Consider the following 23463-nt stretch of genomic DNA (forward strand, 5'->3'; position numbering starts at 1 on the left):
CCTTTTCCAATATTCGGTCCATGGCGGCGGTTGTCGGTCTGGGCCCATGAACGTAAGATGGCGAGCCGGTCGGGCGGGCCTCGGGAGGCCGATCCGGCCGGCCCCGAGGAAAGGCGGTGTCATGCCCGACCGCGCGAGATCCCGCCGCCCCGCCGGCGAGCCCCCCCACGTCGCGCTGGTGGTCCAGACGTCGATGGCGTACGGCCGTCGCATCCTGGAAGGGGTCGCGAGGTACTCGCGCGAGCATGGGCCCTGGAGCTTCTATTTGGAGCCGCGCTCGCGGCAGGATCCGTTCCCCGCCTGGCTCGAGTCGTGGGACGGCGACGGGGTCATCCTCTCGGTCTCGCGGCCGGCGGGCCCCGCCTCGCCCCGGATGCCGACCGTCGACCTGGACGACCAGGGGGGCCGCCCGCACGTCCAGAGCGACCATCGCGCCATCGGCGCGCTGGCCGCCGAGCACCTGCTGGAGCGGGGCTTCCGGCGCTTCGCCTTCTTCGGCTACCTGGGCTTCCGCTGGTCGACGGCCAATTACCAGGGCTTCGCCGCGCGCGTCCGCCGCGAGGGCTTCGAGTGCCGGCTCTACCGCGGCGGCCAGAAGGCGTCGTGGGGGCACCAGATCCCGGCGTGGGAGGAGGAGATGGAGACCGCCTCGCGCTGGATCGCCTCGCTCCCCAAGCCGCTGGGACTGATGGCCTGCAACGACTTCCGCGGCGTCCAGGCGCTGGAGGCCTGCCGACGCGCGGGGGTCTCGGTGCCGGACGAGGTGGCGGTCGTCGGCGCCGACGACGACCCCATCGCCTGCGAGCTGGCCCACCCCGCCCTCTCCAGCGTCATCCCCGATTGCCGCACGATCGGCTACGAGGCCGCCGCCCGGCTCGACCGCCTGATGCGCGGCGACCGCGTCGGCCGCTCGACCGTGATCGTCCCGCCGCTGGGGGTCGCCGTCCGCCGCTCGTCCGAGTTCACCGCCATCGCCGACCCCTGCCTGGCCGAGGCCGTCCGCTACATCCGCGAGCACGCCTGCCGCGGCATCCGGGTCGACGACGTGCTCGACTCCGTCACCGTCTCGCGCTCCAAGCTCCAGCGCCTCTTCCGCGAGGAGCTGGGCCGGACGATCCACGAGACCATCGCCCGCGAGCGCATCCGCCTGGTCGAGCGACTGCTGATCGAGACCGAGCTGGGCTACGAGGACATCGCCCGGCGCTCGGGGTTCGCGTATCTTGGGTACATGTCGACCGTCTTCCGCCGAGCCACCGGGCTCTCGCCCGCCGCCTACCGCCGCCAGCATTCCCGCTCCCGCAGGCCCGACGCCGCCTCCTGACCCGCCCCGGAGAACGCCATGACGAACGACCGCCGGTCTCGCCCGTCGCCGATCGCGCCGGCCCTATCGCTGGCCCTGGCCCTGGCGATCGGCCTCGCGCCGGCCGCCGCCCGCGCCCAGCAGCGGACCGCCGCCGAGGACGCCGCCCGCGCGGAGATCCTGGGGCTGAAGGGGGACGGCCTGATCGCGGTGCCGCCGTGGGTCCAGGTGCTCTCCGGCGACTCCGTCGGGGTCGGCTGGATGACGGCCGTCGCCGCCGACGGCGTCGTCGAGTGGACGCAGGAGCCGGGCGAGGCCGCCGAGTCGTCTTGGAAGCGGTCGACCTCCTCGCGGTACGGGCTGGTCCAGGCGAATTCGACGGTCCAGAAGGCCGTGCTGAAGGGTTACGACCCGACGAAGCCGTTGCGCCTGCGGGCCGTCTCCCGCCCCATCACGAAGTTCGAGCCCTACAAGGTGGAGTACGGCGAGCCGGTCGCGTCGGCCGAGATCCGCGTCTCGCCGCTCCGTCGCGACGACGGCTCTTCTTCGTTCGTCGTCTTCAACGACGTCCACGACAGGATCCAGTTCTACCCCCTGCTCACCCCCCTGGCCGGCGACGGCTTCGAGTTCATCGTCCTCAACGGCGACATCCTCACCGACCCGATGACCGAGAAGCAGGTGGTCGAAAGCCTCCTGTTGCCGATGGCCTGGTTCGCGTCGAAGGGCATCCCCTCCTTCTTCCTCCGGGGCAACCACGAGACCCGAGGCGCGATGGCCCGGCGGCTGCACGAGTACCTCGTCCTGCCCGAGGATCGCTACTACGCCGCGATGACCTTCGGTCCGACGCGGGTCCTGCTGCTCGACACCGGGGAGGACAAGCCCGACGAGAGCCCCGAGTATTCCGGCCTCGTCGACTTCGACGCCTACATGGAGGAACAGCGCGACTGGCTCGCCGCCGAGGTCGCCTCCGACGCCTACAAGGCGGCCCCGTGGCACGTCGTCGTCCAGCACATCCCGCCCGACTATCGCACCCCGGCCGACAAGAAGTGGCATGGCCCGATCCGCGTCGAGAAACTATTCGGCCCACTCTTCGACGCGGGCAAGGTCGACCTCGTCGTCGCGGCCCACAACCACCGCGCCGAGGTGATCCCGCCCCACCCCGACCCGTCGAAGGGCTTCCAGTACCACGTCTTCGTGGGCGACGCCCACCCGCTGGCGAGGGCGACCGTCCAGCGCGTCGACGCCTCGCCGACGACCCTGCGCGTCCGCCGGTTCCACTCCGACGGCGGGGTCGGCGCGGAGCATTCCTGGGAGAAGCCCTGAGCCAGCCATTCGCGGGCGCCCCGCGCCGGGAGCCGTCGAGATGATCGAGCGCGTCGTCACCGGCGGCGAGACCGGCGCGGATCAAGGGGCGTGGGCCGCGGCCCGTCGGGCCGGGGTCGCGACCGGCGGCTACATGCCGCGCGGGTTCCGGACCGAGGCCGGCCCGGCGGCCCGGCTGGGCCAGCTCCACGGCGCGGTGGAGTTCCCGTTCGACGACGCCCGGCGGATCCGGGCCAACCTCCGCCGCGCCGGCGGCCTCGCCTGGTTCGGCGACCCGGAATCGCCCGAGGCCCGCCAGGCGTTCGCCGCCTGCGAGGAGCTGTCGAAGCCCTCCTTCGTCGTCGACGTGGGATACACGCCCCCGGCCAAGCTCGCGGGATGGCTGGACGTCTTCGAGATCCGCGTCCTGGTCGTCTCCGGCGACCGCGAATCCGAGCGGCCGGGCGTCGGGGCGGCCGTCGAGTCGTTCCTCGGCCGGACCTTCGTGGCGCTGCGGCGCCGCGGGGGCGGCTAGGATTCGTATGTCTCGATCGGCGTCGACGCGATAGAATCCGGCCGAGGAACGGATCTTACGCGGAGGTGGCCGGACATGAAGGCGCAGACGGTGGCGGATCGGGACCGGGAGATCGTGATCGTCTCGGGGCTGCCGCGCTCGGGGACGTCGCTGATGATGCAGATGCTCGACCACGGCGGCATCGAGGCCGTCTCCGACGGCATCCGCTCCCCCGACGTGGACAACCCCCGCGGCTACTACGAGTTCGAGATCGTCAAGAAGATCAAGGAGGACGCCTCCTGGCTCCCCGAGACGCGGGGCAAGGTCTTCAAGATGGTCTCCCAGCTCCTGTACGACCTGCCGAAGGACGAGACTTACCGGGTCGTCTTCATGAGGCGCGACTTCGACGAGATGCTCGCGTCCCAGGAGAAGATGCTCGCCCGCCTGGGCCGCCCCATCGCCCCTCGCGAGGAGATTAAGCGAGCCTTCCGCGCCCACCTTGAGAAGCTGAACGCCTGGCTGCCGACGCAGGAAAACATGCGCGTCCTGGTCGTCCACCACCACGACCTGGTCTCCAACACCCAGGCCGAGGTCGCCCGCGTCAACGCCTTCTTCGGCGGCCGGCTCGACGAAGCCAGGATGATCGCCGCCGTCGACCCCAGCCTCTACCGCAACCGCAAGCCGGAGGCCGAGCCCGCCGGCTGAGGTCGACCCTCAATCCGACGATTCCGGACCGCCCGACCCTTGGCCTCCCGGGGCGGCCTTTGGATAATTATGGGGACGCCCACTTAGTCCCGCGCGGTCGTCCAGACTCCGCGCCGTCGGTCAATGGAGAGGTGACCTCATGAACATCCTCGGTCATGGGGTGTATGGCCTTTCGGAAGCGGCCCGCCTGACCGGCCTCAGGCCGGCCCGCGTCCGCGAGTGGTTCCAGGGGCGTAAGGTGGGAGTCCGGAAACCCGTCTTCCGCGGCGACTATTTGCCGGTGGACGGCGACCGGGCGATCAGCTTTCATGACCTCATCGAGCTGTTCGTCGCCGGACAACTCCGGGACCGCGGCGTCTCGCTCCAGAACCTCCGCAAGGTGCATCAACGACTCCAGGCCGACCTTGGGACGAGCCATCCCTTCTGCCGCCGGGAGATCCTGACGCAAGGGAAGCAGGTCTTCACCCTCGGGCTGGACGACCTGGGCCGGGAAGAGATGATCGACGTCCTTTCGCGTCAGCGCGTCTTCCCGGATGTCCTGCGCCCTTTCCTCGAACGCATCGACTACAGCCAGGCCACCGCCATGGCACGGCGGTGGTGCATCGCCGATCAGGTCGTGGTCGATCCCGCCATCTCCCTGGGCAAGCCCGTCGTCGACCCGGTCGGGATCGCGACGGCCGTGCTGGCCGCGGCCTACGAGGCCAACGATCGCGACGCCGAACTCGTGGCGGACTGGTACAGGATCAACGCCAGGCACGTCCTGGCGGCCGTCGAGTTCGAGCGAAGCCTCGCGGCATGAGGTTCTTCTTCGACAGGAACATGGCCGCTATCCTGGCGCGCATGGTCGACGTGATGGACCGAGATCATACCGTCGTCTCCTACTACGACGACGGCCGATTCTCCCCGACGACGCCCGACGTGGAGTGGATCCAGACGCTGGCCGCCGATGACTCTCCGTGGATCGTCGTCAGCGGGGACGGCCGCATCCTGAAGAACAAGGCGGAACTGGCGGCCCTGAGGGAGGCGAAGCTCACCTTCTTCTGCCTTTCGAGCCAGTGGATGCACATGAACCTCTACAGGGAACAGGCCTGGAAGTTCGTGAAGGTGTGGCCCGATATCGTAGAGAACGCGAAAGGGACCTCCCAACGGATCTTCGAGGTCTCCGGAGGCGCGGGGCTCAAGGTCGAGCGCCGGCATCTCTGAGCGCGGACGGGGCCGCGAAAGGAGAGAGCCTGCTGATCGGCCCGGGGGGCGACTCCTTGCCGGCCGGGGCGGAAGATCGCTGGGCGGACTCGACGGAGGATGGGGGGGCGCGCTGAGCGTCGCGACCAGTTCGAAACGCGAAGGCGGGGCCGCCCCGGTTGGGACGGCCCCGCCTCGTTCATGCCTTCAGTCGTCGCGAGGGCCGGTCAGCTCTGCTTCGAAGGGATCTGCGGAGCCGGGGTGACGGCCTGCGGCGCGGCGTACTGCACCGGGGCGGCGTACTGGTACTGCACCGGGGCGGCGCAGACGACCGGGACCTTCCGCTTGACCTTCTTGTAGCAGGTCACCGGGACGACGTCGCAGACCTTGCGGGGGACCCGCTTGGTGACGACCTCGGGCTGGCAGGTCCAGCTGGTGACGGGGACGCGCTCGTTCACGACCTCCTGCACCATCCGGGTCCGCGTGACCTTCTGGACCTCGTTCACGACCTCCTGCACGTAGCGGGTCCGGGTGACCGGGACCTGCTGCGAGTGGGTCTCGCGGACGAACGTCGTCGTCACCACGTCCTTGACCGTCGGGACCGGCGTGTAGCAGGTCTGGGCCACGACCCGGCACTCGCCGCAGGCCGACTTGTGGTGCAGGCCGCACTTCTTCACCGGCACCGTGACGTACCGCGTGGTCGGGACGTACTCGCAGGTCTGCACCTGGGTCGTCGTCTGGACCGGCTTGCAGACCGTGTAGTTCTGCGTCACGTACTCGGTCTCGGTGACCGGCTTGCACACGACCCGCTGGACCGGGACGTCGACCGTCTCCGTGACCGGCCGGCAGACCACCCGCTGGCGGTCGACGTAGGTCGTCACCGGGACGCGGCGCATCACCGTCTGCTGGACCGTGTCGTACTCGATCCGCACCTGCTTCTTGTAGACCGTGTACGGCACCATCTCCGTCACGGTCTGGTAGACCGGCCGGGGGGCCTTGTGACACGTGCCGCACGCCGAGGCCGTCGAGGCCGCCGTCAGCAGGCAGGCCACCGTAGCAAGGCTAACTCGAAACCGCATGACTGTCCTCCGGGTGTCCGTCGCCGTGTACCGTCTCTCGTCCAGGCTGCTCGCTCACGACGCCCTCAGAGACGTTCGAGGGTAGTCTACAACATGGGGGGAACGAGCAAAATGGAAAATTTATAACGGTCGTGGGCTCTGGGCGAATCGCCTGGAGTCTCCACATTAGCAAAAACGGGGCCGTGTCGATACCCTCCCGATCAGACCTTGAGGAACAGACGCCGGCGGTACATCCAGAATAGGATAAGCCACAGGATCGACAAGGTCGCGACGCCCCGCGCGAGGGGCTCGTACTCGGCGCCGAAGGCCCGGAAGACGTCGGGGCCGAGGTGGGTGCGGAAGGCGTCGACGATGAAGTTCTCGACGAGGTGGGCGAGGCAGTAGGCGGCGATCGAGTTCATGCCGATCACGCGCAGCGGGAACGCCCACGACTTCAGGCCGATCACGTCGACCACCGCGTAGAATCCCGCCAGCAGCAGGAAGCAGAAGCCGCCCGAGTAGAGCGTCCACGAGGGCGTCCAGATCCGCTTGACGATCGGGCCCAGGCCGGCCGCGGCGATCCCCCAGCCGAGGGCCGTCGCGAGGACGCCCGCGACCACCAGCAGCCCGACCTTCGACCACGGCGGCCGGCGCTCTCGCAGCAGGCCGCCGGCGAGCAGCCCGAGGATCATCGTCCCCAGGGTCGGGATGAAGCTCAGCGTGGCGTAGCCGCCGCCGTTGTACTCGAACGGCTTCGGGCGCGGGAACAGGTTGAGGAACCAGGCGTCGAACGCCCACGCCGCGTTGCTGTTCTTGTTCCAGTGCGACTCGAACCCCGTCATCAGGTGTGGCCAGTCGGCTTCCACGCCATGCGCGGGGTAGTCGAAGTCCGGCCCCGGCGCGGGGTAGGCGGCGAACAGCAGCCAGTAGCCGGCGAGCACGACCGCCAGCGCCCAGCCCTGGAACTTCCGCGACTTCCAGCCGAGCCAGAACAGGATCGGATACCCCAGGCCGATCTGCGACAGCGTGTCCTCGAACGTCCAGTTGGTCTGCTCGCGACCGACCGACCGCAGGAAGACCCCCAACAGCACCAGGACCAGCCCCCGCCAGAGCGCGTGCGCCGTCATCAGGCCCCGCGACTGCCCCTTCGCCATGCGCGACGCGATCGAGAACGGCAGGGCCACGCCGACGAGGAACGAGAACGACGGCTGGATCATGTCGTGGACGACGCAGCCGGTCCAGGCGACGTGGTCCTGATGACGCGCCAGGAACGCCCAGATCGAGCTGCCGGGGAAGTTCCGGGCCATCGCCCCGAGCCGCAGGGCCTCGGCCATCATCAGGAACATGACCAGGCCGCGGAAGACGTCGATCGAATCCAGCCGGACCTTGGGCAGGACGGCGGGGTCCGGCGCGACTTCCGGCGCGTCGTGGGCCTCGGGCTCGACGGGGGGCGCGTCTGTGCTCATCGTGGGGTCTCGCGGGACGAGGTCGAGGGGACCGCGCCACGATACCGCGTCGGCCGGGGCGAAGCGAGCGGCCGGAATTCGTGAAAGAACCGGCCGGCCTCGGGACACTATGAGGCGGACGGACGAGGGCCGGGAGGGCGATTCAATGGCCGGTGGACCGGGGGGCGGGCTGATCCGCTCGATCCAGGCGCTTTACGACGGCGGCGCGATCGCGGGGCTCGACGACGCGGGGCTGCTGGCGCGGTACCTCGACGACGGCTCCCACGAGGCGTTCGAGGCCATCGTCGCTCGGCACGGCGCGATGGTGTACGAAGTCTGCCGCTCCCTGACGGGCTCGGCCGCCGACGCCGACGACGCCTTCCAGGCGACCTTCCTGGTCCTGGCGTGCCGCGCGGCGAGCGTCCGGCGTCGAGGGTCGCTGGGGCCGTGGCTGTTCGGCGTCGCGCGGAGGACGGCGCTCCGCGCCCGCAAGGAGGCGGCGCGTCGTCGCGACCGCGAGCGCCGCGCGGCCCTCCTCGCGCCGACCGTCGACGCCGGGCCCCGCGTCGACGACGCGGTCGCGGTGCTCATCGAGGAGGTCGACCGCCTGCCGGCGCGGTATCGCGAGCCGGTCGTCCTCTGCCACCTCCAGGGCCTCGGCTACGAGGAGGCGGCGAGCCGCCTGGGCTGCCCGTCGTCGACCCTGGGCGTCCGGCTGAAGCGAGCCCGGGAGAAGTTGCGGGGCCGGCTGGAGCGGCGCGGGGTGGAAGCCCCGACGATCGCCCTCCCCGGCGCGACCCTCCCGGACGCGCTGGCCGCCGCGACCTCCCGCCTGGCCCCGCTCGTCGCGCCCTCGCTCCGCGGCGGTGTCCCGGTCTCGGTCCTGTTCCTGACCCGAGGAGCCTTGCGAACCATGAGGATGACACGGATGATCCCCATCGCGACCGCGTTGCTGGCGCTGGCCGCCGGCGCCTGGGCGTGGAACGCGTCGGCTTCGAGCGACGGCGCGGCCCCGTCCGGCGCGGAGTTACGGGCGCGGGCTGTGGTGCCCGGTAAGTACCGCCTCACCGGCCGGGTGATGGACTCCGAGACCGGCGCGCCCGTGGCCGGGGCCACGATCCAGGTCGCCGATCCAGGCAGCCCTCTCGTCGAGGCCGTCTCGGGCCGTGACGGCGCCTACACGCTGGGCCTACCGACGGGCGACGTCGGGACTCGCCAACTCGTGCCGCCTCCCGGCTTCTGGGTGTCTGGCGCGCCGGTCGAGTACACGCGGCTCGCGGTCTCCGACGCCCATCCCGAGGCCAAGCTGGACCTGAAGGTAACTCGCGGCACGCCGTGGGAGTTCCGCTTCTCCTGGGCCGAGAGCGGCAAACCCGCTCCGCGGGCGGGCGCGTACGCATCCGTCCCGGGGGGGGTCGCTCGTGCCTTCGCCGACGAGGCGGGAACCGCGGCGCTGGGGATCCCGCGGGGGGGCGGGGAGGCGACGATCACGATCGATTCGCCCGGCCCCATGGGCTGGACGGCCCCGCGATCCGTCGCCAGGATCCGCTGGGACGACCGTTTCGACCCCAACACCCTCCGCGACGTCAGCCGGCTGGGCGGCAACGTCGCGCGGTACTGGCTGACCGACCGCCACGGCCGGGCGGCGATGATCGAGGATCCCGACGGAGGGCGGTTCTCGCCCCGGATCGAAGCTGGTCGGCTGGTCGTCGACGTATCCCTCCCGGAGCCCACGACGGACGTGCTGCCGGAGATCGTCGGCGCGGTGGTCGATCGGGAGGGGGCCCCGGTCGCCGGCGCGACCGTGGAGATGGCCTACGCCTGGGAGCGCGAGCCCGGCTCGACGTCCAGCTCCCGGGTGCTCTCCGACCGTTGCCGCGCGACGACCGACGAGCAGGGCCGCTATCGGCTGGCGGACGTCCCCGCCACGTGGGGCGGATCAAGGCCCACCTCGGTCGAATTGACCGTCTCACGCACCGGTTTCGCGCCGGCCGGCGTCGAGCCGGTTAGGCTCCCGGCCGAGGGGCCGGTGAAGATGCCCGACGCCGTGCTCGGCCCGGGAGGTTCGCTGATCGGCACGGTCGTCGACCCGGATCGCAAGCCGGTCGTCGGCGCGAGGGTCGTGTACTACTCATCCCGGACGACGACCCCCATCGCGACGCGCACCGATGACGAGGGCCGCTTCCGGCTCGACGACCTCCCCATGGGGCGCATCTGGTTGGACGTCCGCCTCGGGAACCTCCAGGGGCAAGGGGCCAGACTGGCCCCGTCGCGGGAGCCCGAGCCGATCGAGATTCAACTGGAGCCGATGCCTCCGCTGGATCCGCCCAACCCCTGACGAGGGCCGGCGATCAGGTCGGCTCCTCGACGATGATCTCGCGGATTCGTCGGAGCTTGCCCTCCTCGAAGGTGAAGACCTGGGCGGCGCGCCAGCGGTAGTCCGCGCCGGTCGCGATGTAGCGGCCCCGCTCGCGCAGGATGAGGACGACGTGGTCCCCCCGCGCGGAGAGCGACTCGACTTCCGGTTGCTGGGCGTCCAGCATGCCGAAGTTCCGGCGGGTCGCCGCGACGACCTCGTCGCGGCCCTTCCAGACGCCGACGAATGGCACGGACGGGGGGCCGGCGATGTCCAGCTCGACGTCGTCGTGGCAGGCATCGGCGTAGGCGTCGAAGTCCCCCCGGCCGACGGCCGCGAAGACGCCTTGCAGGGCGTCGACGTGGCCGGAGTAGGACTCTTCGTCCGCCGCGTCGGGGCCCCCGGCGCGGAACGCTGGATCGATCGAGTCGAGGAAGCGGTCGATTATCTCCTGGGAGAGCATGGGATCTCGGGGCTCCGGCGTGGCGGAGAGTGCGGCCCGCAGGATTCGAACCTGCAACCAAGGGATTCAAGGGCCCCCGCGTTTCCACGGGGCTTGGACTATCTCATCCTCGCCCCGCCCCGGGACGGGGCGAGGGGAGGCCGGGCGCTCGCGGCGGGGATTATCGTTGGGGCTCACCCCGCTAGTCTCTGAACCTTCCTGGCCACCGGAGCCCGGCCAGGCTTGGCTGCGGATCGCCGTGCCCTCGGGGCTCGCCCGGGGGGTTAGGTTTCCCGCAATTCACCCGGTTCGCGTCCGAGGGTCGCCCCCCGGCGCCACCTTTTCTGATGAGTCCCCTGCTCTGCCGTTGAGCTAGGGCCGCGCGTTGCCGGGCGGGGGAATCCCGCGCCGGAGACTGGGCAATCATCGCCCCCGGACGGCCCGAAGGCAAGTCCCGGGGGCGTCGGATCGGGATTTCCGGGGCGACGGAACGCGAAGCCGCCGCGCGCGATCCGGGGACCGCGGGCGGCGGCGTGTCGTCGAGGGCCGGGCCGGGCGTCAGACGCTCGTTTCTTGCGCCTGGGGCAGGATCTCGGCCGGGGTCGCCGCCGGCGCCGCGGTGGCGGGCGGGACGATCGGGCGGGCGTCGGTGTCCACGAGGGTGCCGTCCTCGTTCTTGCGGACCTTGGGGAGCTTCAGGTCGCTGGCCATGCCGACGAGCTGCAATCCCTTGATGGTCATGTAGGTCGGGTCGACCTCCCACCAGTCCAGGCCGTGGCGGGCCGAGGTCTGGAAGGCGTGGTGGTTGTTGTGCCAGCCCTCGCCGTAGGTCAGGGCGGCGCACCACCAGAGGTTCGTGGACTGGTCGCGGGTGGCGTGGGTCCGGTAGCCCCACACGTGGCTCGCGGAGTTCACCAGCCAGGTCGTGTGCCAGACGAACAGGGTGCGGATGAAGCCGCCCCAGACCAGCCAGCTCAGCCCCATCCCGCCGTACCACTGGCCGGCGGCGTAGGTCAGGGCGAACAGGCCGAGCGGGAAGGCGATGAAGTAGCGCTCCAGCCAGCGGTGCACGGGGTCGCGGAACAGGTCGGGCGCCCAGCGCTTGAAGTAGGCGTCATTGTGGCGCGAGTTCTCGTCGACCACCATGAACCAGCCCATGTGGGCCCAGAACAGGCCGCGCAGCGGGGAGTGGGTATCCATCTCCTCGTCGGAGTAGGCATGGTGACGGCGGTGATCGGCGACCCAGCCGAGCGGGCCCCCCTCCGACGCCATGCAGCCGATGGCGGTCAGCGGGTATTCCAGCCACTTGGGACGGAGCTTGAAGCTGCGGTGGGTGAGCAGCCGGTGGTAGATCAGGCAGATCCCGATCCCCCCCGTGAGCCAGTGCAGCGCCAGGCAGAGCAGCAGGCCCGACCACGAGAACAGCGAGGGGACCAGCGCCAGCAGCGCCAGGACGTGGATGCCGCCGATATACAAAATGGCCGACCAGGATAGGCGCTTCTGTGCCGGCCGGGCGGTCGTCGTCGTCGTCGTGCTCATGGGCAATCTTCTCGGGGAACTTTCGGGTAGGGGCTCGCGAGTCGCCGACGGCGATCGGACGCCGGCGGCACGCGGGGCCCCTCGGCCCTGGGGGCCGGTCTTGCCGGGGCCGCGCCGCTGGTCTTGTGATGACGAGGGAATCGGTCGTTTCGGACACTGGACGCCGGCGGGAGCCGCTCTCGCCGGCATGTACCATTTTTCACGAACCGGCGGCGCGGGACGCCCCGCCCGCCGGCCGTCGCGGCTCAGAACGAGTTGACGAGCTTCTGGCTGCGGCTGGACATGCTCTCGGACATCTTCCAGGCGTGGTAGTGCATGGCCATATGGAAGACGTAGAAGAAGACCAGCCCGGGGCGGCGGTGGACCTTGAGGAACCGCTTGAACCGGGCGCGGTACTCGCGCTTCAGGTGCTCCTCGGGGATGTTCTTCATCAGGCGGGCGAACAGGCCGAGCGCCTCGACCGCGCTACGCGCCTCGAAGAGCACCCAGCGCGCCGAGAGCTTCCACCACCGCCGCTTCTTGGTGACGCCGACCTCGAAGTCGGGCCGGAGGAACAGGGCGTCGGTGCGGTCGAAGTAGGCCTTGGGGTCGTACAACTCCTTGAGGCCGCGGAGGTAGCCTTCCAGGAGCTCCTCGCGGGTCATCCCCAGGGGGATGATGTTGGTGCCGAACTCCGAGACGTCGGTATAGTCCAGCCGGCCCTCCTCGCCGAGCCGCTTGTGCAGCGGCGTCTTGGGGATGGCGCTGAGCATGCCGCTCATGGAGAAGGAGATGCGGCTGTTGGAGATGAACTCGATCTGGCGGTCGACGATCCCGACGTCGTCGCTGTCGAAGCCGATGATCATGCCGCACCAGACTTCCATGCCGGCGTCCTGGATGCGGTGGATCTTCTCCAGCAGGGTCCCGCCGGTGCGCACGTTCTGGAACTTCTTCGTCTCGCGCAGGGCCTCCTCGCTGGGGCTCTCGATGCCGATGAACGTGGCGACGAAGTTGGCCTCGGTCATCAGGTCGAGAAGCTCGGCGTCGTCGGCCAGGTCGATCGAGGCCTCGGTGAACAGGCTCAGCGGGTAGCCGTGCTTGCGCTGCCAGGCGACGACGTCGCGCAGCACCGCCTTGATCGCCTTCTTGTTGCCGATCAGGTTGTCGTCCACGATGAAGACGATCCGCTGGCCGGACTTCCAGATGGCCTCCAGCTCGGCGATCACCTGGGCCGACGTCTTCAGCCGGGGCCGCCGGCCGAAGGTCACGATGATGTCGCAGAACTCGCACTGGAACGGGCACCCGCGCGAGAACTGGAGGCTGCCGAAGGCGTAGCGATTCATCTTCAGCAGGTCGAACCGAGGCGTCGGCACCTTGGTCATGTCCGACTTTTCAACTTGCTCGTACCGATACTGGTGCAGCCCCTGCTCCCACTCGCGGATGAACTGGGGCCAGGTCTCCTCGGCCTCGCCGATGAAGATGGCGTTCGGGGGCTCGTCGTCGAAGTAGTCTTCCTGCACCGTGATCCACGGCCCGCCCATCACCGTGAAGCAGCCCCGCGCCTTCAGCTCCGCGTGGATCTCCTTCATCCGGAAGCGCTGGACGCTCATCCCGGTGATGCCGACGATGTCGGCCTTCGCGCAGCGGTCGAAGTCGATGGGCTCGGCATTCTCGTCGATCAGGGTGACGGTGTGCCCCTCGGGCGTCAGCGCGGCCAGCAGGGGCAGGCAGGCGACTGGCAGGTTCGCCGACTTGCCCAGATTCCCGATCATGTATTCCATCCCCCAGTACGACGGCTCGAACTTGGGGTTGATGATGACGATGTCTGCCATGTCAGGCTTGTTCCTCGCTCCCGGCGACGGGGCTTCTGGGGGAGGGGCGCGAGCTACCGAATCTAAACATGCTAGTCAATCGCGAGCATGTTGCCCAGGGGCCGCGACGATTTCCCCGGACCATGGGCCGGTCGTGACGGCGATCCCCGGACGTTGGCGCGCCCCTCGGGTACAATGCGACGGCGGCGCTCGGGCGCGCGGCGTCGTGGCCTCGGCCGATCGCGGACCCCTGACATCAATTCCCATGCCGGAATCGCCGAATCCCCCCTTCGACCCCCACCCCTGGTTCCGCGGCGGCCACGCGCAGACAATCGCCGGGCGATACGTCGGCCCCCGGCCCCCGGCCATCCCCGCGCGGGCGGAGGTCGTCGAACTGCCCGACGGCGATCGGCTCGTCGCCCTGGACTCGACGCCCCCCTCCTGGCGCGCCGGCGACCCCGCGGCGGTCCTGCTGCACGGCCTGGCGAGCCATGCCGAGGCCCCGTATGTCGGGCGCATGGCGCGGCGGCTGCTGGACCTCGGGGCGCGGGTCGTCCGCATGAACTTGCGCGGCGCCGGGGCGGGCTTCGGCCTGGCTCGGGGGATCTACCACGCGGGGAGGACGGAGGACGTCCGCGCCGTGGTCGACCGCCTGGCCGATTCCGCCGCCGGCTCGCCGATCGCCGTCGTCGGCTTCTCGCTGGGGGCGAACCTGGCCTTGAAGCTGGCGGCCGAGGCGTCGCGCCCCCCCTACCCCGGCGCCCGGCCCGATTGCGTCGTCGCGGCGAACCCGCCGATCGACCTGTCCGCCTGCTGCCGGGTCATGCGGCTCCCCTCGAACCGCCTGTACGACCGGAGCTTCGCCCGCTGGCTCCGGGCCGAGGCGCGCCGGCTCCACGCCCGCTTCCCGGAGCTTGGCCCGGCGGGCGTCGAGCGCGTGCGCTCGGTCTACGACTTCGACGACCTCTACACCGCCCCCCGAAACGGCTTCGACGGCGCCGAGGACTACTACCGCCGCAACAGCGCCGGGCCGCTCGCCGCCGAGATCGCCATCCCCGGCCTGGTCGTCCACGCGGCCGACGACCCGTTCATCCCCGCCTCGGCCTTCGACGCCGTCCGATTCCCCGCGAACGTCCTCTTCGAACTCCTCCCCGCCGGCGGCCACCTCGGCTACATCGCCCGCCGCCCCTGGCTCGGCGACCGGCGTTGGCTGGAAACCCGCCTCGCCGCCTGGCTCGCCGAACGCTGGGGACGGCGGGACCAGGGAGGGCGAATCCCTTTTGCACGAACGTCCCCCGATGCTAGGTTGTTCGAAGAGAGGTGACGCGCATGGCCACGGTGAATGTCTCGTTGCCCGACCCGATGAAGGAGTTCGTCGAGTCTCAGGCCCGCAAGGAAGGCTTCGTCACGGTGAGCGAGTATCTCCACTCGCTCATCCGCGAGGCCCAGAAGCGGGAAGCCCGACAGGCCCTGGAGAGCAAGCTCGCCGAAGGGCTTGAGAGCGGTCCCTCCGCGCCCATGACCTCCGAGGAATGGGACGACATCGGGCGTGAGGGGATCGAACTCGCCGCGCGGCGGCGGGGACGGTGAGCGTCGTCCGGCGGCTTCTCCGCGCCCGGATCGACCTGGTGCAAGCCGTCGCCTACCTCGCGGAGCGGAGCGAGTCCGCTCCGCTACGATTCCTCGCCGAGGCGGAGGCAACCTTCGCGCGTCTCGCGAGGTTTCCGGGCATGGGGGCTCGCTACGACTCGATCGAGCTGGAATACGCCACCATCCGATATATGCCTATATCGAAATTCCGTAGCTGGATCGTCTTTTACCGCCCAACGCCCGACGGCATCGAAGTGGTCCGCGTGCTCCACGGCGCGCGGGACGTCGGGTCGGTGCTCGCCGAGGAACTCGGTCTTTTCGGTGATGATGGCGACGACGCCGATTGATCGGGGGCACGGCTCCGGCCCGACGGCCGGCTCGGGCTTCCGACTGGTCATCCATCGCCGCCTCGGTTTTCAAACCCCCACGATTCTCCCATCCTCAAAGCGGCAGGAACTCCACGCCATCCGGCGCGAGGCGGAAGCGGCGGGCGCGGATGGCGCTGCCGCCCCCTTCGGTGTAGTAGACGATCAGGACGCCGCCGTCCTTCAGCTCGACCGTGGCGGGATAGGCGCCGATGCAGTCGTCGATCTGGAACGGCCCGCGCCAGGTCCTGGCCTCGTCGTCGCTGACGTGGATCGAGGTCTTCGGGAGGCGATGGCCCAGGATGATCCGGCCGTCGCCCAGGCGGTTCAGGTGCGGGGCGTGGGCGGGGAAGCCCGCCTTCTCGGCGGTCGACCACGACCGGGCGTCGTCGTCGCTGGTCGCGAAGTACATGTCGTCGGTGAACGACCGCATCGCCGCGTACAGGCGGCCGTCGGCCAGTCGGATCACGTCGGTCTCGGCGTTGAGGCCGACCCCCTCCGGCGCCTTGATCTCGACGGGGGCCTCCCAGGTCCGGCCGCGGTCGGTCGAGCGGGCGGTGCCGGCGACGCTGAGGCCCGACTTGTCGCCGCGATAGAGCCCCAGGACGCACATGCCGTCGGGTAGCTGGCGGACAGGAGCGGAGCAGACCCAGCCCGGGATGATCTCGCGGGCCTCGGCCTCCCACGTCCGGCCGTCGTCGTGGCTGACGACGACCTGGACGCCGGTCTCCGTCCGCTCCAGCTCGTAGTTCCTGGGGTCGTCGGATCGCTCCAGGCGCCGGCGGCCCTTCTCCGCTATGGAGAAGAACGAGCAGACCACCGTGCCGTCGTCGAGTTGGGCGAGGTGCGGGTCGCGGTTGTCGTCGGCGTCGTCGTACAGGACGGCCGGCTCCGACCAGGTGCGGCCCTCGTCGGACGACCGGACGACGCAAAGGCGTCCTCCGAGCGGGAAATCGTCCGTCGCCAGCGAGACGTGGTTGTAGCCCGCGTAGAAGGCGACCAGGATGTCGCCGTTCTTCAGGCGGAGGGCGTCCGGGAAGGCCTGATATCGGTGCGCCGCCTCGCCCCGCGAGATCACGACCGGGTCGGCCTTCGTCGCCTCCCAGAAGTCGGCCTTCATGCCCGGGATGTCGACGCGGGTCCAGACGTAAACCTTGGAGCCCTCGTGCTCGATCTCGGTCAACGTCGCCAACTCGGGGCGCAGGACCGCCTCGAACACCGCGATATCCCACAACGTCCGCTCGGGGTCCCGGGGGGCGTAGGATTCCCAGCGGTCGACCAGGTAGTCGCGGACGCCCCCCTTGCCCTTGAAATGGGCGTCGACGTCGGCCTTGCTCCACTGGAAATGGCGGAGCGTGCTGTTGACCATCGCCTTCAACTCCACGCCGCACTTGAGCAGGTGGGCGGCGGCGTGGAGGTCGCCCCGGGTGTTGGACTCGGTCGGGGTGAGCCGCTCGTCGTCGAATCGGAACCCCATCACGTGAACCGTCATTTTTTCCTTGATGGCGGGGTCGAGCAGCAGCGCCGAGGCGACGTTGGTATACGCGCCCAGGACGAACACCTGGAGCTTGCGCCCTTCGGGCACGGCCCTGGCCCTGGCGATGAGGTCGCGCGCCGCCGGGGAGTCCACCGGCGTCTCGGGACCGGGCATGGGGCTCATGGCGCCGATCGGGTGCGAGACGCGGTCGCGGAGCCCCAGGAGCGAGAGCATCTCCTCGTTCATCCTCTGGCTGGCCCGCGTGTTGACGGGGAAGTCGAGCGGGCCTTGCCAGCCGATGGACGACAGGCCGACGATCTCGAACTCCGGCGCGATCAGCGCCCGGTAGACCGCGAACGGGTCGTCGACCTCGGCCGCCATGTCGGTGTCGATGTAGACGAACGGCTTCTCCCCCCCGGGCGCGGGTGGTTGGGCCCCCGCCGGGGCGAGCGAGGCGCCCACGAGCCACGCCATGGCGATCAGGTGGAGCTTCTTCATCGGTATGTTCGTCCTTGGGCGCGGATGGAGCGATCGTTCGCCGTCGCTCCCGGCCACGCGCGACAGGCCCGCGTCGGCGACCGGGTCGGCGGCGACCCGCCCGGCCATTGTCCACCGCTCGGGCCCTCGAATCCATGCCCACGACGCCACGATCGACTTCGCTCGAAGATCTCCACCGCCGCGTCCAGCGGCCGCCAATCGTGGTCTCCTCCCGGCCCCGGTTTTACGCCGGCGGCGATGTAACAGGACCCGAGGTTGGTCGCCGAGTTGGACCGCCCCGGTCCAACCGGCGACCGTCCGCGGGCCCCGGGCCAGGATCGCGACGAGGAATAGGGGAGTGGGCCTCGGGGCGCGCCGATAATCCAGGGAGCCAACCCCGGGCGAGAAACACTGGCACGGGGCGTTTGTCGGATGCGAGGATGTCATGGCTGGCCCCATCCGGGGCGGCCGGGGCCGCCCTTTGTCCATCCGTTGGCTGGCGTGGTAACCGCCGTCGACCAGGGTGCCAGCCGGGCACCGGGGGGAGCAACTGGGGAAGATCGCCTGCGATTGCGGTTACGTGTTCAGCGACACCGGCCGCCCGGACGAATCGTCGCGGGTGGTTCGCGACCGAGACGCCGTGGAGCACGACCACCACGTCTGGCGGTCATATCAGCTCCGCGAATTCGAGCGCGGGGGCATGCTTCCCCCATTGGGCACTACCGAGTCGGACCAGTTCCACGAGAGCCTTACGCGAGCCAGGAGATGGAGGGCTGTCTGTGGGAGTGCCCCCGGTGCGGTAGCCTGCTCTATCGACGCCCCGGGGAGGACCGGTGGCTACGCTATCGGCCGACGATCGGCGACCTCCCTTGAGCGCTTGCCGTAACAGTGAATGCTAATTCGGGAATGGTTTCGGTGGTTCCGCCGAATAGCGGAACGCGCGGACCAGAAACCAATCGGACACATGCGGGGCGGCAAGGCTGGCGTGGCGAACTCCGCGCCGGGCTAGGGCACGACCCTCCTGCCCCGAGGTTCGGGACGAGCGAGTGCTCGACACGCCTGCTGCAGCAATGCTCGAAGGTCGAATGGTCGAGAAGACGCGGCGCGGCACGGTCCGGTCGCGGAGGTCGGCGTTGCGGAGAAATCGCGATGGATGAGAGGGCCAGATCGCTCTATCCCGACCTCATCGAGCATGGCGGACTGGCCGGAGCCCTTCGCGCGGCCTTCACGCGGATCGACTCCTCGATGCGGGTCATCGAACTCGACGGATGCATCAGCCCCGTGGTGTGCGCCACCGTGAGATGGGCGGATAGGGAGGCCCAAGCATTCATCGCGGCCAAGGAAAGGCTGTTCATGGTCGAATTTTGGAGTCGTGGCGTGATGCTCGCTTCTGGCGGGACGCCCGACCTCGAAAGCGTGGCGATCGCCATCGATCGGTGGGTCGGGTCAAACCGCACGGCGGGGGACATGACGAGCGCCTTCGACTTCGTCGAGGCGAGGAAGGACGCATGGTCCTACGAGCAGGGCATGGAGGTCGAGGAACGCTGGCGGGCGTACCTGAAAGCCGTCCCCAGATCGATTCCCGGGTTGGGGGAGGTTATCGCATCGGCGTCCGAGCGCCCCGCGTTGAGGCAACTCTTCCCTTTCACGAGCTTGGATCGGCTTTGCTTCAGCCGTTGCACGGGATATCCCTTCACGCGCGATACCCCGTCGGTTGCCCCTTCCGGTGACAAGCGATACCGAGTGGAGGGCAGCGCCGGGGAAGACCTCGGAGGTGGGAACGTGGAGGAGGCGTTGGACATCGTGATCGAACACTTGCCGCCCGGCTGTGGGCCCGCCGTGGCGGGGACCGCCGATGATATCGGACGCGCGCTCCGAAGCGGCGGGTCAGACGCCGAAGAACTCTAGCTGGCGGCACCCGCGCGAGTGGCGCCTGTATCTCGCCGCGGGGCCGCGACACCACGACGGAGTGATATCGACATGAAGCCCCGATTGAGCGTCATCACACTCGGCGTCGACGACCTGGAGCGATCCCTCCGGTTCTATCGGGACGGGCTCCGCCTGCCTACGGACGGCATCGTCGGCCAGGAGTTCGACCACGGGGCCGTCGCGTTTTTCGACCTGCAACCGGGGCTGAAGCTGGCGATCTGGCCCCGCGAGAGCCTGGCCCGCGACGCCGGTCTCACGCCGGGGCCCCGGGGGGCCGCCGAGTTCACGCTCGGCCACAACGTCGCCTCGCCCGAGGAGGTCGACGCCGTCATGAGGCTGGCGGCCGACGCCGGCGCCACGATCGTGAAGCCCGCCCGGGACACGTTCTGGGGCGGATACGCGGGATACTTCCAGGATCCCGACGGACATCTCTGGGAGGTTGTCTGGAACCCCGAGTTGCTCCCGCCGGAATGAGCCCGTCGACGGGCGCGGACGTCAATCCTCGGGGGCCGATCGGCCGGGCTCGGGGAGTTCGCCGCGGAGGAAGGCGGCGCGGGCGCGGGGGTCGTCGAGGTCGAGGTCGAAGGGGATCCAGAGGCCGGTCGACTCGTCCAGCAGGGCGGCGTCGACGGTCCCCTTCAGGGCGGTCGAGGCGCTGATCCAGACGAGGTGGTCGTCCTCGTTGGTGAAGCCCTGGCCGTCCCACTGGCCGATGCCCCCGACCTCGTCGCGGAGGGCGGAGCGGACGGCGTGGACGGCGTCGAGCGCCTCGGGGCGGCGGCGGATGGCCTCGGCGTAGAGCCGGATGGCGTAGATCTCGCGAACGCCTTCCATGTATTCGCCCAGCCAGCGGGACGCGGATGGGGGGCCGCCGGCCTCGAGGCTGTCGATGAACTCCGCGACCTCCTCGGCACCCAACGTATTGGGGCCGACGGGGTTGCGCTCGACCGTCGCCCAGACGTGGTGGAGATCCTCCGCCTCGGGCCCGATCGCCAGGTAGTTCCCCAGCATGCCGGGGTGGTCGACCGACCAGACCGCCCCGAACGGGACGGCCCGTTGGAGGGCCGCCAGGGGGACGTCGTGGGCGTCGGCGGTCAATAGGCGGAGATAGTCACCCATCGGCCGTCTCCGTCACCTGGTCCCCGACGCTCGCCGCCGCGCCTCGCATGGTATGGATTCGCTGGGGAGGGCCGGCGTCGACGTCCACGCGCGACGCGGCGGGACGTTCCGCGGTCGAGACTTGCGACGAACGGAAGCCCCTCGTGAAATACATTAGCAGCGCCCCGGTGAGGATGCAAGGGACGAGGAAGACCCAGGGGTCGTCTCCCGGGACGGTCCGCCGCAGCCATTCGCCGGCCGCCAGGCTCCCCAGCAGCGACGGCAGCCCCGTCGAGACCACCAGGAAGACGGCCTGCACGCTCGCGCGATGGGTCGCCGGCGCGCGCCCGTCCAGGAACACCTGGCCGCCGATCGAGAAGCAAGCGATCCCCACCCCCTGCAACACCCCCACGCCCACCGCCAGCCAGAGCGGCGGGTGGGCCGCCAGGACCAGGTACCGCAGGAACCACGCCCCCAGCCCCACCGCCATCGTCCCCTTGTAGCCCAGCCGGCCCAGGAACCACGGCATCACCGCCAGCGCCGCGATCTCCGGGACCTGGTTGATCGACACGGCCGTGGAGACCCACTCGCGAGGCATGCCCCGCGCCGCCAGGTAGCCGGGGATCACCTGGTACGCCAGCGGCATGGTCAGGAAGACGCCGAAGGTCGTGATCAGGAAGACCCGGACGTCCCGCTCCCCCAGCAGCTCCAGCCCCTTGCGGAGCGACGTCCGGCCGCCGTCCTCGCGCGCCAGGGGGGGCGTCCGCGGCAGGACCAGGCAGTACGCCGCCATCGCGGCGGACAGGCCCGCCGCCAGCCAGAAGACCTCGTGCATGCCGCCGGGGCGAGCCCGGCCGCCCCCCAGCGCCAGCATCAAGCCGGAGACGCCCCAGCCGACCGCCATCCAGCCCACCGTCCCCCAGAGTCGCACCGCCGCGAACTCGCTCCGGGGCGCGTCCAGGTTCCGCAGCGCCAGCGAACTGGCCAGGCTGTGCGACGGCATCGCGACGCAGAAGTACAGGAAGAACGTCGCCAGCAGCGGGCCGGGACCGACGATCCACCCCGATCCCAGCGCCGCCAGGATCAGCGTCCCGACCGCGTACGACACCACGAGGAACGTGCGCGTCGGCATCAGCCGATCCACCAGCTGCCCCGCCCCCAGCGGGAGGAGCGTCGCCGCGACGGCCTGCGAGGCGAAGATCAGCCCCCGCCAGCGGCCGTCGATCCCCAGCTCCAGCAAATGCACGCCCAGCAAGGGCCAGAACGCCCCCTGCACGGCGTACAGAAGGGCCATCATCGTCGACAGCCGCCACCGCCCGGGCGTCTTCATCGTCGCCTCATTCCGCTCGATCCGTCCCCGCGCGTCGTCCCAGATGAAACTGTAACAAGGACGCCGGGTGCGTCCCAAGGCCACTTGCGACCGTTCCAGGCCGGAGGTCGTCCGGATCGTTCGCCTTCCCGGCGACACTGGCCGACGGATATAATCAGGTCATGGCCGCCGCCCACGAAATCCCATCCCTCGACGGTTTGATGGACTCGATCCTCGACCGCCTCCCCCCCGAGGCCGTCGACGTCCTGGCCGCCATGCGTCCCAGGCCGACCGGTCGGCCCGACGCCTTCGCGGACCAACTCGTGAAGCTGGTCCAGGCCCGGGCCCGGGCCCGCGTGGGCCTCGTTGAAATCGAGCCGCTCTCCGACGAGCCCGATTTCAACGAGGAAACCCGCCGCGCGATCCGCGATGTCGACGCCGGCGAAGGCGTATCCGCCTACGACAGCGCCGCGGATATGTTCGCCGACTGGGGCGTCTAACGGATGGCGCGGAAGAAGCCGCCCCCCGATCCCGATCCCCCGCCGCCCTTGCGCCTGGTGCCCGGCACGCAGTTCCGCCGCGACGTCGAACGCCAGAAAGCCCGCGGCAAGGACCTGGCGAAGCTGGCCGACGTCGTCGAGACGATCCGCGCGCGCCGTCCCCTGGACGCCCGTCATCGCGATCACGCCCTGTCTGGAGAGTGGAAAGGGCGCCGTGATTGCCACGTCGAGCCGGATTGGCTGCTGATCTACGGCGTCCACGGGTCCGAACTTCGGTTGTACCGGACGGGGACCCATTCCGACATCTTCGGGCGATGACCCCGCCGATCGCGATCCTCGCGCCGACGTTGGTCGTGCCGCCCCAGTCGGGATAGAATCCAGCGCGAAGGAAACGTCCCAGCCCCGACCCTGAGATCCCCATGCTCTGCCGAGTCCTACCGTATCGCGTCGCCCCGGGGCCGACCAACATGGCGATCGACGAGGCGATGCTGGGGCGAGTCGCCCGCGACCCCTCGGCGGCCTGGCTCCGGACCTACGGCTGGTCCGAGCCCACCCTCAGCCTCGGCTACTTCCAGCCCTGGGCGGAGACCGACCGCGAGCCCCGCTGGCGCTCCGCCGCGAAGGTCCGCCGCGCCACCGGCGGCGGTGCCATCTGGCACGAGCACGAGCTGACCTTCGCGATCGTGATCCCGTCGAGCCACCCGCTGGCCAGGCCCAACACCGCGCTCTATCGCGCCGTCCACCGCGCGACGGCCGAACTCCTGGCGACGGCCGGCGCGCCCGCGCGGCGCCGCCAGCAGGAGCTGCGCCTCCGGCTGCATCATCGGTCCGGCGTTTTCGGCCTGATCGCGCCGAAGAAGTCCGGTTCGAACTTCATCGGCGTCGGCATCAGGATCGACCTGCGCTAGCGCCCTCCAAAGGCAAGCGCGCAGTCGCAGGTCTCAAGCGTTAAGCACCTTGCCATAGGCGTCGAGCACGGCCTCCTTCATCGTCTCCGACAGGGTCGGATGCGGGAAGATGGTGTGCATCAGCTCTTCCTCGGTGGTCTCGAGGTTCATCGCCACCACGAAGCCCTGGATCAGCTC

The 23463-nt window shown here is 69.9% G+C and carries 23 protein-coding genes; 15 read left to right on the forward strand and 8 right to left on the reverse strand.

All coding sequences use genetic code 11. The annotated features are described in order from the left end of the window. Positions 1-121 precede the first annotated feature (121 nt). From WG209_RS10395 to WG209_RS10420, 6 genes are all read left to right on the forward strand, one after another. Positions 122-1321: a DNA-binding transcriptional regulator gene (locus WG209_RS10395; protein WP_337174968.1), complete on the forward strand. Its 1200-nt coding sequence runs from the start codon at positions 122-124 to the stop codon at positions 1319-1321. Positions 1322-1339: 18 nt separating this feature from the next. Further along, on the forward strand, positions 1340-2623 hold the full coding sequence (locus tag WG209_RS10400; RefSeq protein WP_337174969.1) for a metallophosphoesterase: 1284 nt from the start codon (positions 1340-1342) through the stop codon (positions 2621-2623). A 40-nt stretch (positions 2624-2663) separates the two neighbouring features. Then, entirely contained in the window at positions 2664-3137 is a 474-nt protein-coding gene (locus WG209_RS10405) for a putative molybdenum carrier protein (RefSeq protein ID WP_337174970.1), read from the forward strand. A gap of 75 nt (positions 3138-3212) precedes the next feature. Further along, the gene (locus WG209_RS10410) at positions 3213-3821 is read left to right on the forward strand and encodes a sulfotransferase domain-containing protein (protein ID WP_337174971.1); all 609 of its coding nucleotides are present in this window, start codon (positions 3213-3215) and stop codon (positions 3819-3821) included. Between the two features lie 139 nt (positions 3822-3960). After that, positions 3961-4620, forward strand: a complete 660-nt coding sequence (locus tag WG209_RS10415) for a hypothetical protein (protein ID WP_337174972.1) — start codon at positions 3961-3963, stop codon at positions 4618-4620. Next, positions 4617-5024 (forward strand): hypothetical protein, encoded by a 408-nt coding sequence (locus WG209_RS10420; RefSeq protein ID WP_337174973.1) that lies wholly within the window; start codon positions 4617-4619, stop codon positions 5022-5024. Before WG209_RS10415 ends, WG209_RS10420 begins: the two co-directional genes overlap by 4 nt. 206 nt (positions 5025-5230) lie before the next feature. On the opposite strand, the gene WG209_RS10425 is transcribed toward WG209_RS10420, so the two are convergent. After that, positions 5231-6082: a hypothetical protein gene (locus WG209_RS10425; RefSeq protein ID WP_337174974.1), complete on the reverse strand. Its 852-nt coding sequence runs from the start codon at positions 6080-6082 to the stop codon at positions 5231-5233. A 200-nt stretch (positions 6083-6282) separates the two neighbouring features. Beyond that, on the reverse strand, positions 6283-7527 hold the full coding sequence (locus WG209_RS10430; protein WP_337174975.1) for a DUF5009 domain-containing protein: 1245 nt from the start codon (positions 7525-7527) through the stop codon (positions 6283-6285). Between the two features lie 145 nt (positions 7528-7672). Here WG209_RS10430 and WG209_RS10435 point away from each other — a divergent pair, with 145 nt between their 5' ends. Further along, on the forward strand, positions 7673-9844 hold the full coding sequence (locus tag WG209_RS10435; protein WP_337174976.1) for a sigma-70 family RNA polymerase sigma factor: 2172 nt from the start codon (positions 7673-7675) through the stop codon (positions 9842-9844). Positions 9845-9857: 13 nt separating this feature from the next. Here the strand turns inward: WG209_RS10435 and WG209_RS10440 are convergent, their stop codons facing one another. The 3 genes from WG209_RS10440 to WG209_RS10450 all read right to left on the reverse strand — a co-directional run bounded on the left by WG209_RS10440 (position 9858) and on the right by WG209_RS10450 (position 13654). Then, positions 9858-10325, reverse strand: coding sequence for a nuclear transport factor 2 family protein (locus tag WG209_RS10440; RefSeq protein WP_337174977.1), 468 nt, complete (start codon positions 10323-10325; stop codon positions 9858-9860). Between the two features lie 537 nt (positions 10326-10862). Then, positions 10863-11843, reverse strand: coding sequence for a fatty acid desaturase (locus tag WG209_RS10445; protein WP_337174978.1), 981 nt, complete (start codon positions 11841-11843; stop codon positions 10863-10865). A 245-nt stretch (positions 11844-12088) separates the two neighbouring features. Next, on the reverse strand, positions 12089-13654 hold the full coding sequence (locus tag WG209_RS10450; protein ID WP_337174979.1) for a radical SAM protein: 1566 nt from the start codon (positions 13652-13654) through the stop codon (positions 12089-12091). A gap of 244 nt (positions 13655-13898) precedes the next feature. On the opposite strand from WG209_RS10450, the gene WG209_RS10455 reads away from it, so the two are divergent. From WG209_RS10455 to WG209_RS10465, 3 genes are read left to right on the forward strand one after another with little or no spacing between them, the layout of a single operon-like run. After that, positions 13899-14957 (forward strand): alpha/beta fold hydrolase, encoded by a 1059-nt coding sequence (locus WG209_RS10455; protein ID WP_337174980.1) that lies wholly within the window; start codon positions 13899-13901, stop codon positions 14955-14957. Positions 14958-14962: 5 nt separating this feature from the next. Next, the gene (locus WG209_RS10460; RefSeq protein ID WP_337174981.1) at positions 14963-15223 is read left to right on the forward strand and encodes a type II toxin-antitoxin system ParD family antitoxin; all 261 of its coding nucleotides are present in this window, start codon (positions 14963-14965) and stop codon (positions 15221-15223) included. Next, positions 15220-15570: a type II toxin-antitoxin system RelE/ParE family toxin gene (locus WG209_RS10465; protein WP_337174982.1), complete on the forward strand. Its 351-nt coding sequence runs from the start codon at positions 15220-15222 to the stop codon at positions 15568-15570. Before WG209_RS10460 ends, WG209_RS10465 begins: the two co-directional genes overlap by 4 nt. Before the next feature lie 94 nt (positions 15571-15664). Here WG209_RS10465 and WG209_RS10470 read toward each other — a convergent pair whose 3' ends face one another. Beyond that, the gene (locus tag WG209_RS10470) at positions 15665-17563 is read right to left on the reverse strand and encodes an exo-alpha-sialidase (RefSeq protein ID WP_337174983.1); all 1899 of its coding nucleotides are present in this window, start codon (positions 17561-17563) and stop codon (positions 15665-15667) included. Between the two features lie 1128 nt (positions 17564-18691). Here WG209_RS10470 and WG209_RS10475 point away from each other — a divergent pair. After that, entirely contained in the window at positions 18692-19450 is a 759-nt protein-coding gene (locus tag WG209_RS10475) for a DUF6193 family natural product biosynthesis protein (protein ID WP_337174984.1), read from the forward strand. Positions 19451-19522: 72 nt separating this feature from the next. Continuing rightward, complete coding sequence (locus WG209_RS10480; RefSeq protein ID WP_337174985.1) at positions 19523-19945, forward strand: VOC family protein; 423 nt, start codon at positions 19523-19525, stop codon at positions 19943-19945. Positions 19946-19966: 21 nt separating this feature from the next. Here the strand turns inward: WG209_RS10480 and WG209_RS10485 are convergent, their stop codons facing one another. Then, a complete protein-coding gene (locus WG209_RS10485; protein ID WP_337174986.1) occupies positions 19967-20590 on the reverse strand; it encodes a hypothetical protein in 624 nt (207 codons plus the stop codon). Beyond that, positions 20583-21899, reverse strand: a complete 1317-nt coding sequence (locus WG209_RS10490) for an MFS transporter (RefSeq protein ID WP_337174987.1) — start codon at positions 21897-21899, stop codon at positions 20583-20585. Before WG209_RS10490 ends, WG209_RS10485 begins: the two co-directional genes overlap by 8 nt. Positions 21900-22060: 161 nt before the next feature. On the opposite strand from WG209_RS10490, the gene WG209_RS10495 reads away from it, so the two are divergent. The 3 genes from WG209_RS10495 (at position 22061) to WG209_RS10505 (ending at position 23286) form a co-directional block, all read left to right on the forward strand. Next, a complete protein-coding gene (locus WG209_RS10495; RefSeq protein ID WP_337174988.1) occupies positions 22061-22378 on the forward strand; it encodes a hypothetical protein in 318 nt (105 codons plus the stop codon). A 3-nt stretch (positions 22379-22381) separates the two neighbouring features. Then, positions 22382-22696 (forward strand): type II toxin-antitoxin system YafQ family toxin, encoded by a 315-nt coding sequence (locus tag WG209_RS10500; protein ID WP_337174989.1) that lies wholly within the window; start codon positions 22382-22384, stop codon positions 22694-22696. A 101-nt stretch (positions 22697-22797) separates the two neighbouring features. After that, positions 22798-23286: a hypothetical protein gene (locus WG209_RS10505; RefSeq protein WP_337174990.1), complete on the forward strand. Its 489-nt coding sequence runs from the start codon at positions 22798-22800 to the stop codon at positions 23284-23286. Positions 23287-23463 lie beyond the last annotated feature (177 nt).

Origin of the sequence: Paludisphaera sp., from assembly GCF_037189885.1 — a bacterium.
Classification (GTDB): domain Bacteria; phylum Planctomycetota; class Planctomycetia; order Isosphaerales; family Isosphaeraceae; genus Paludisphaera.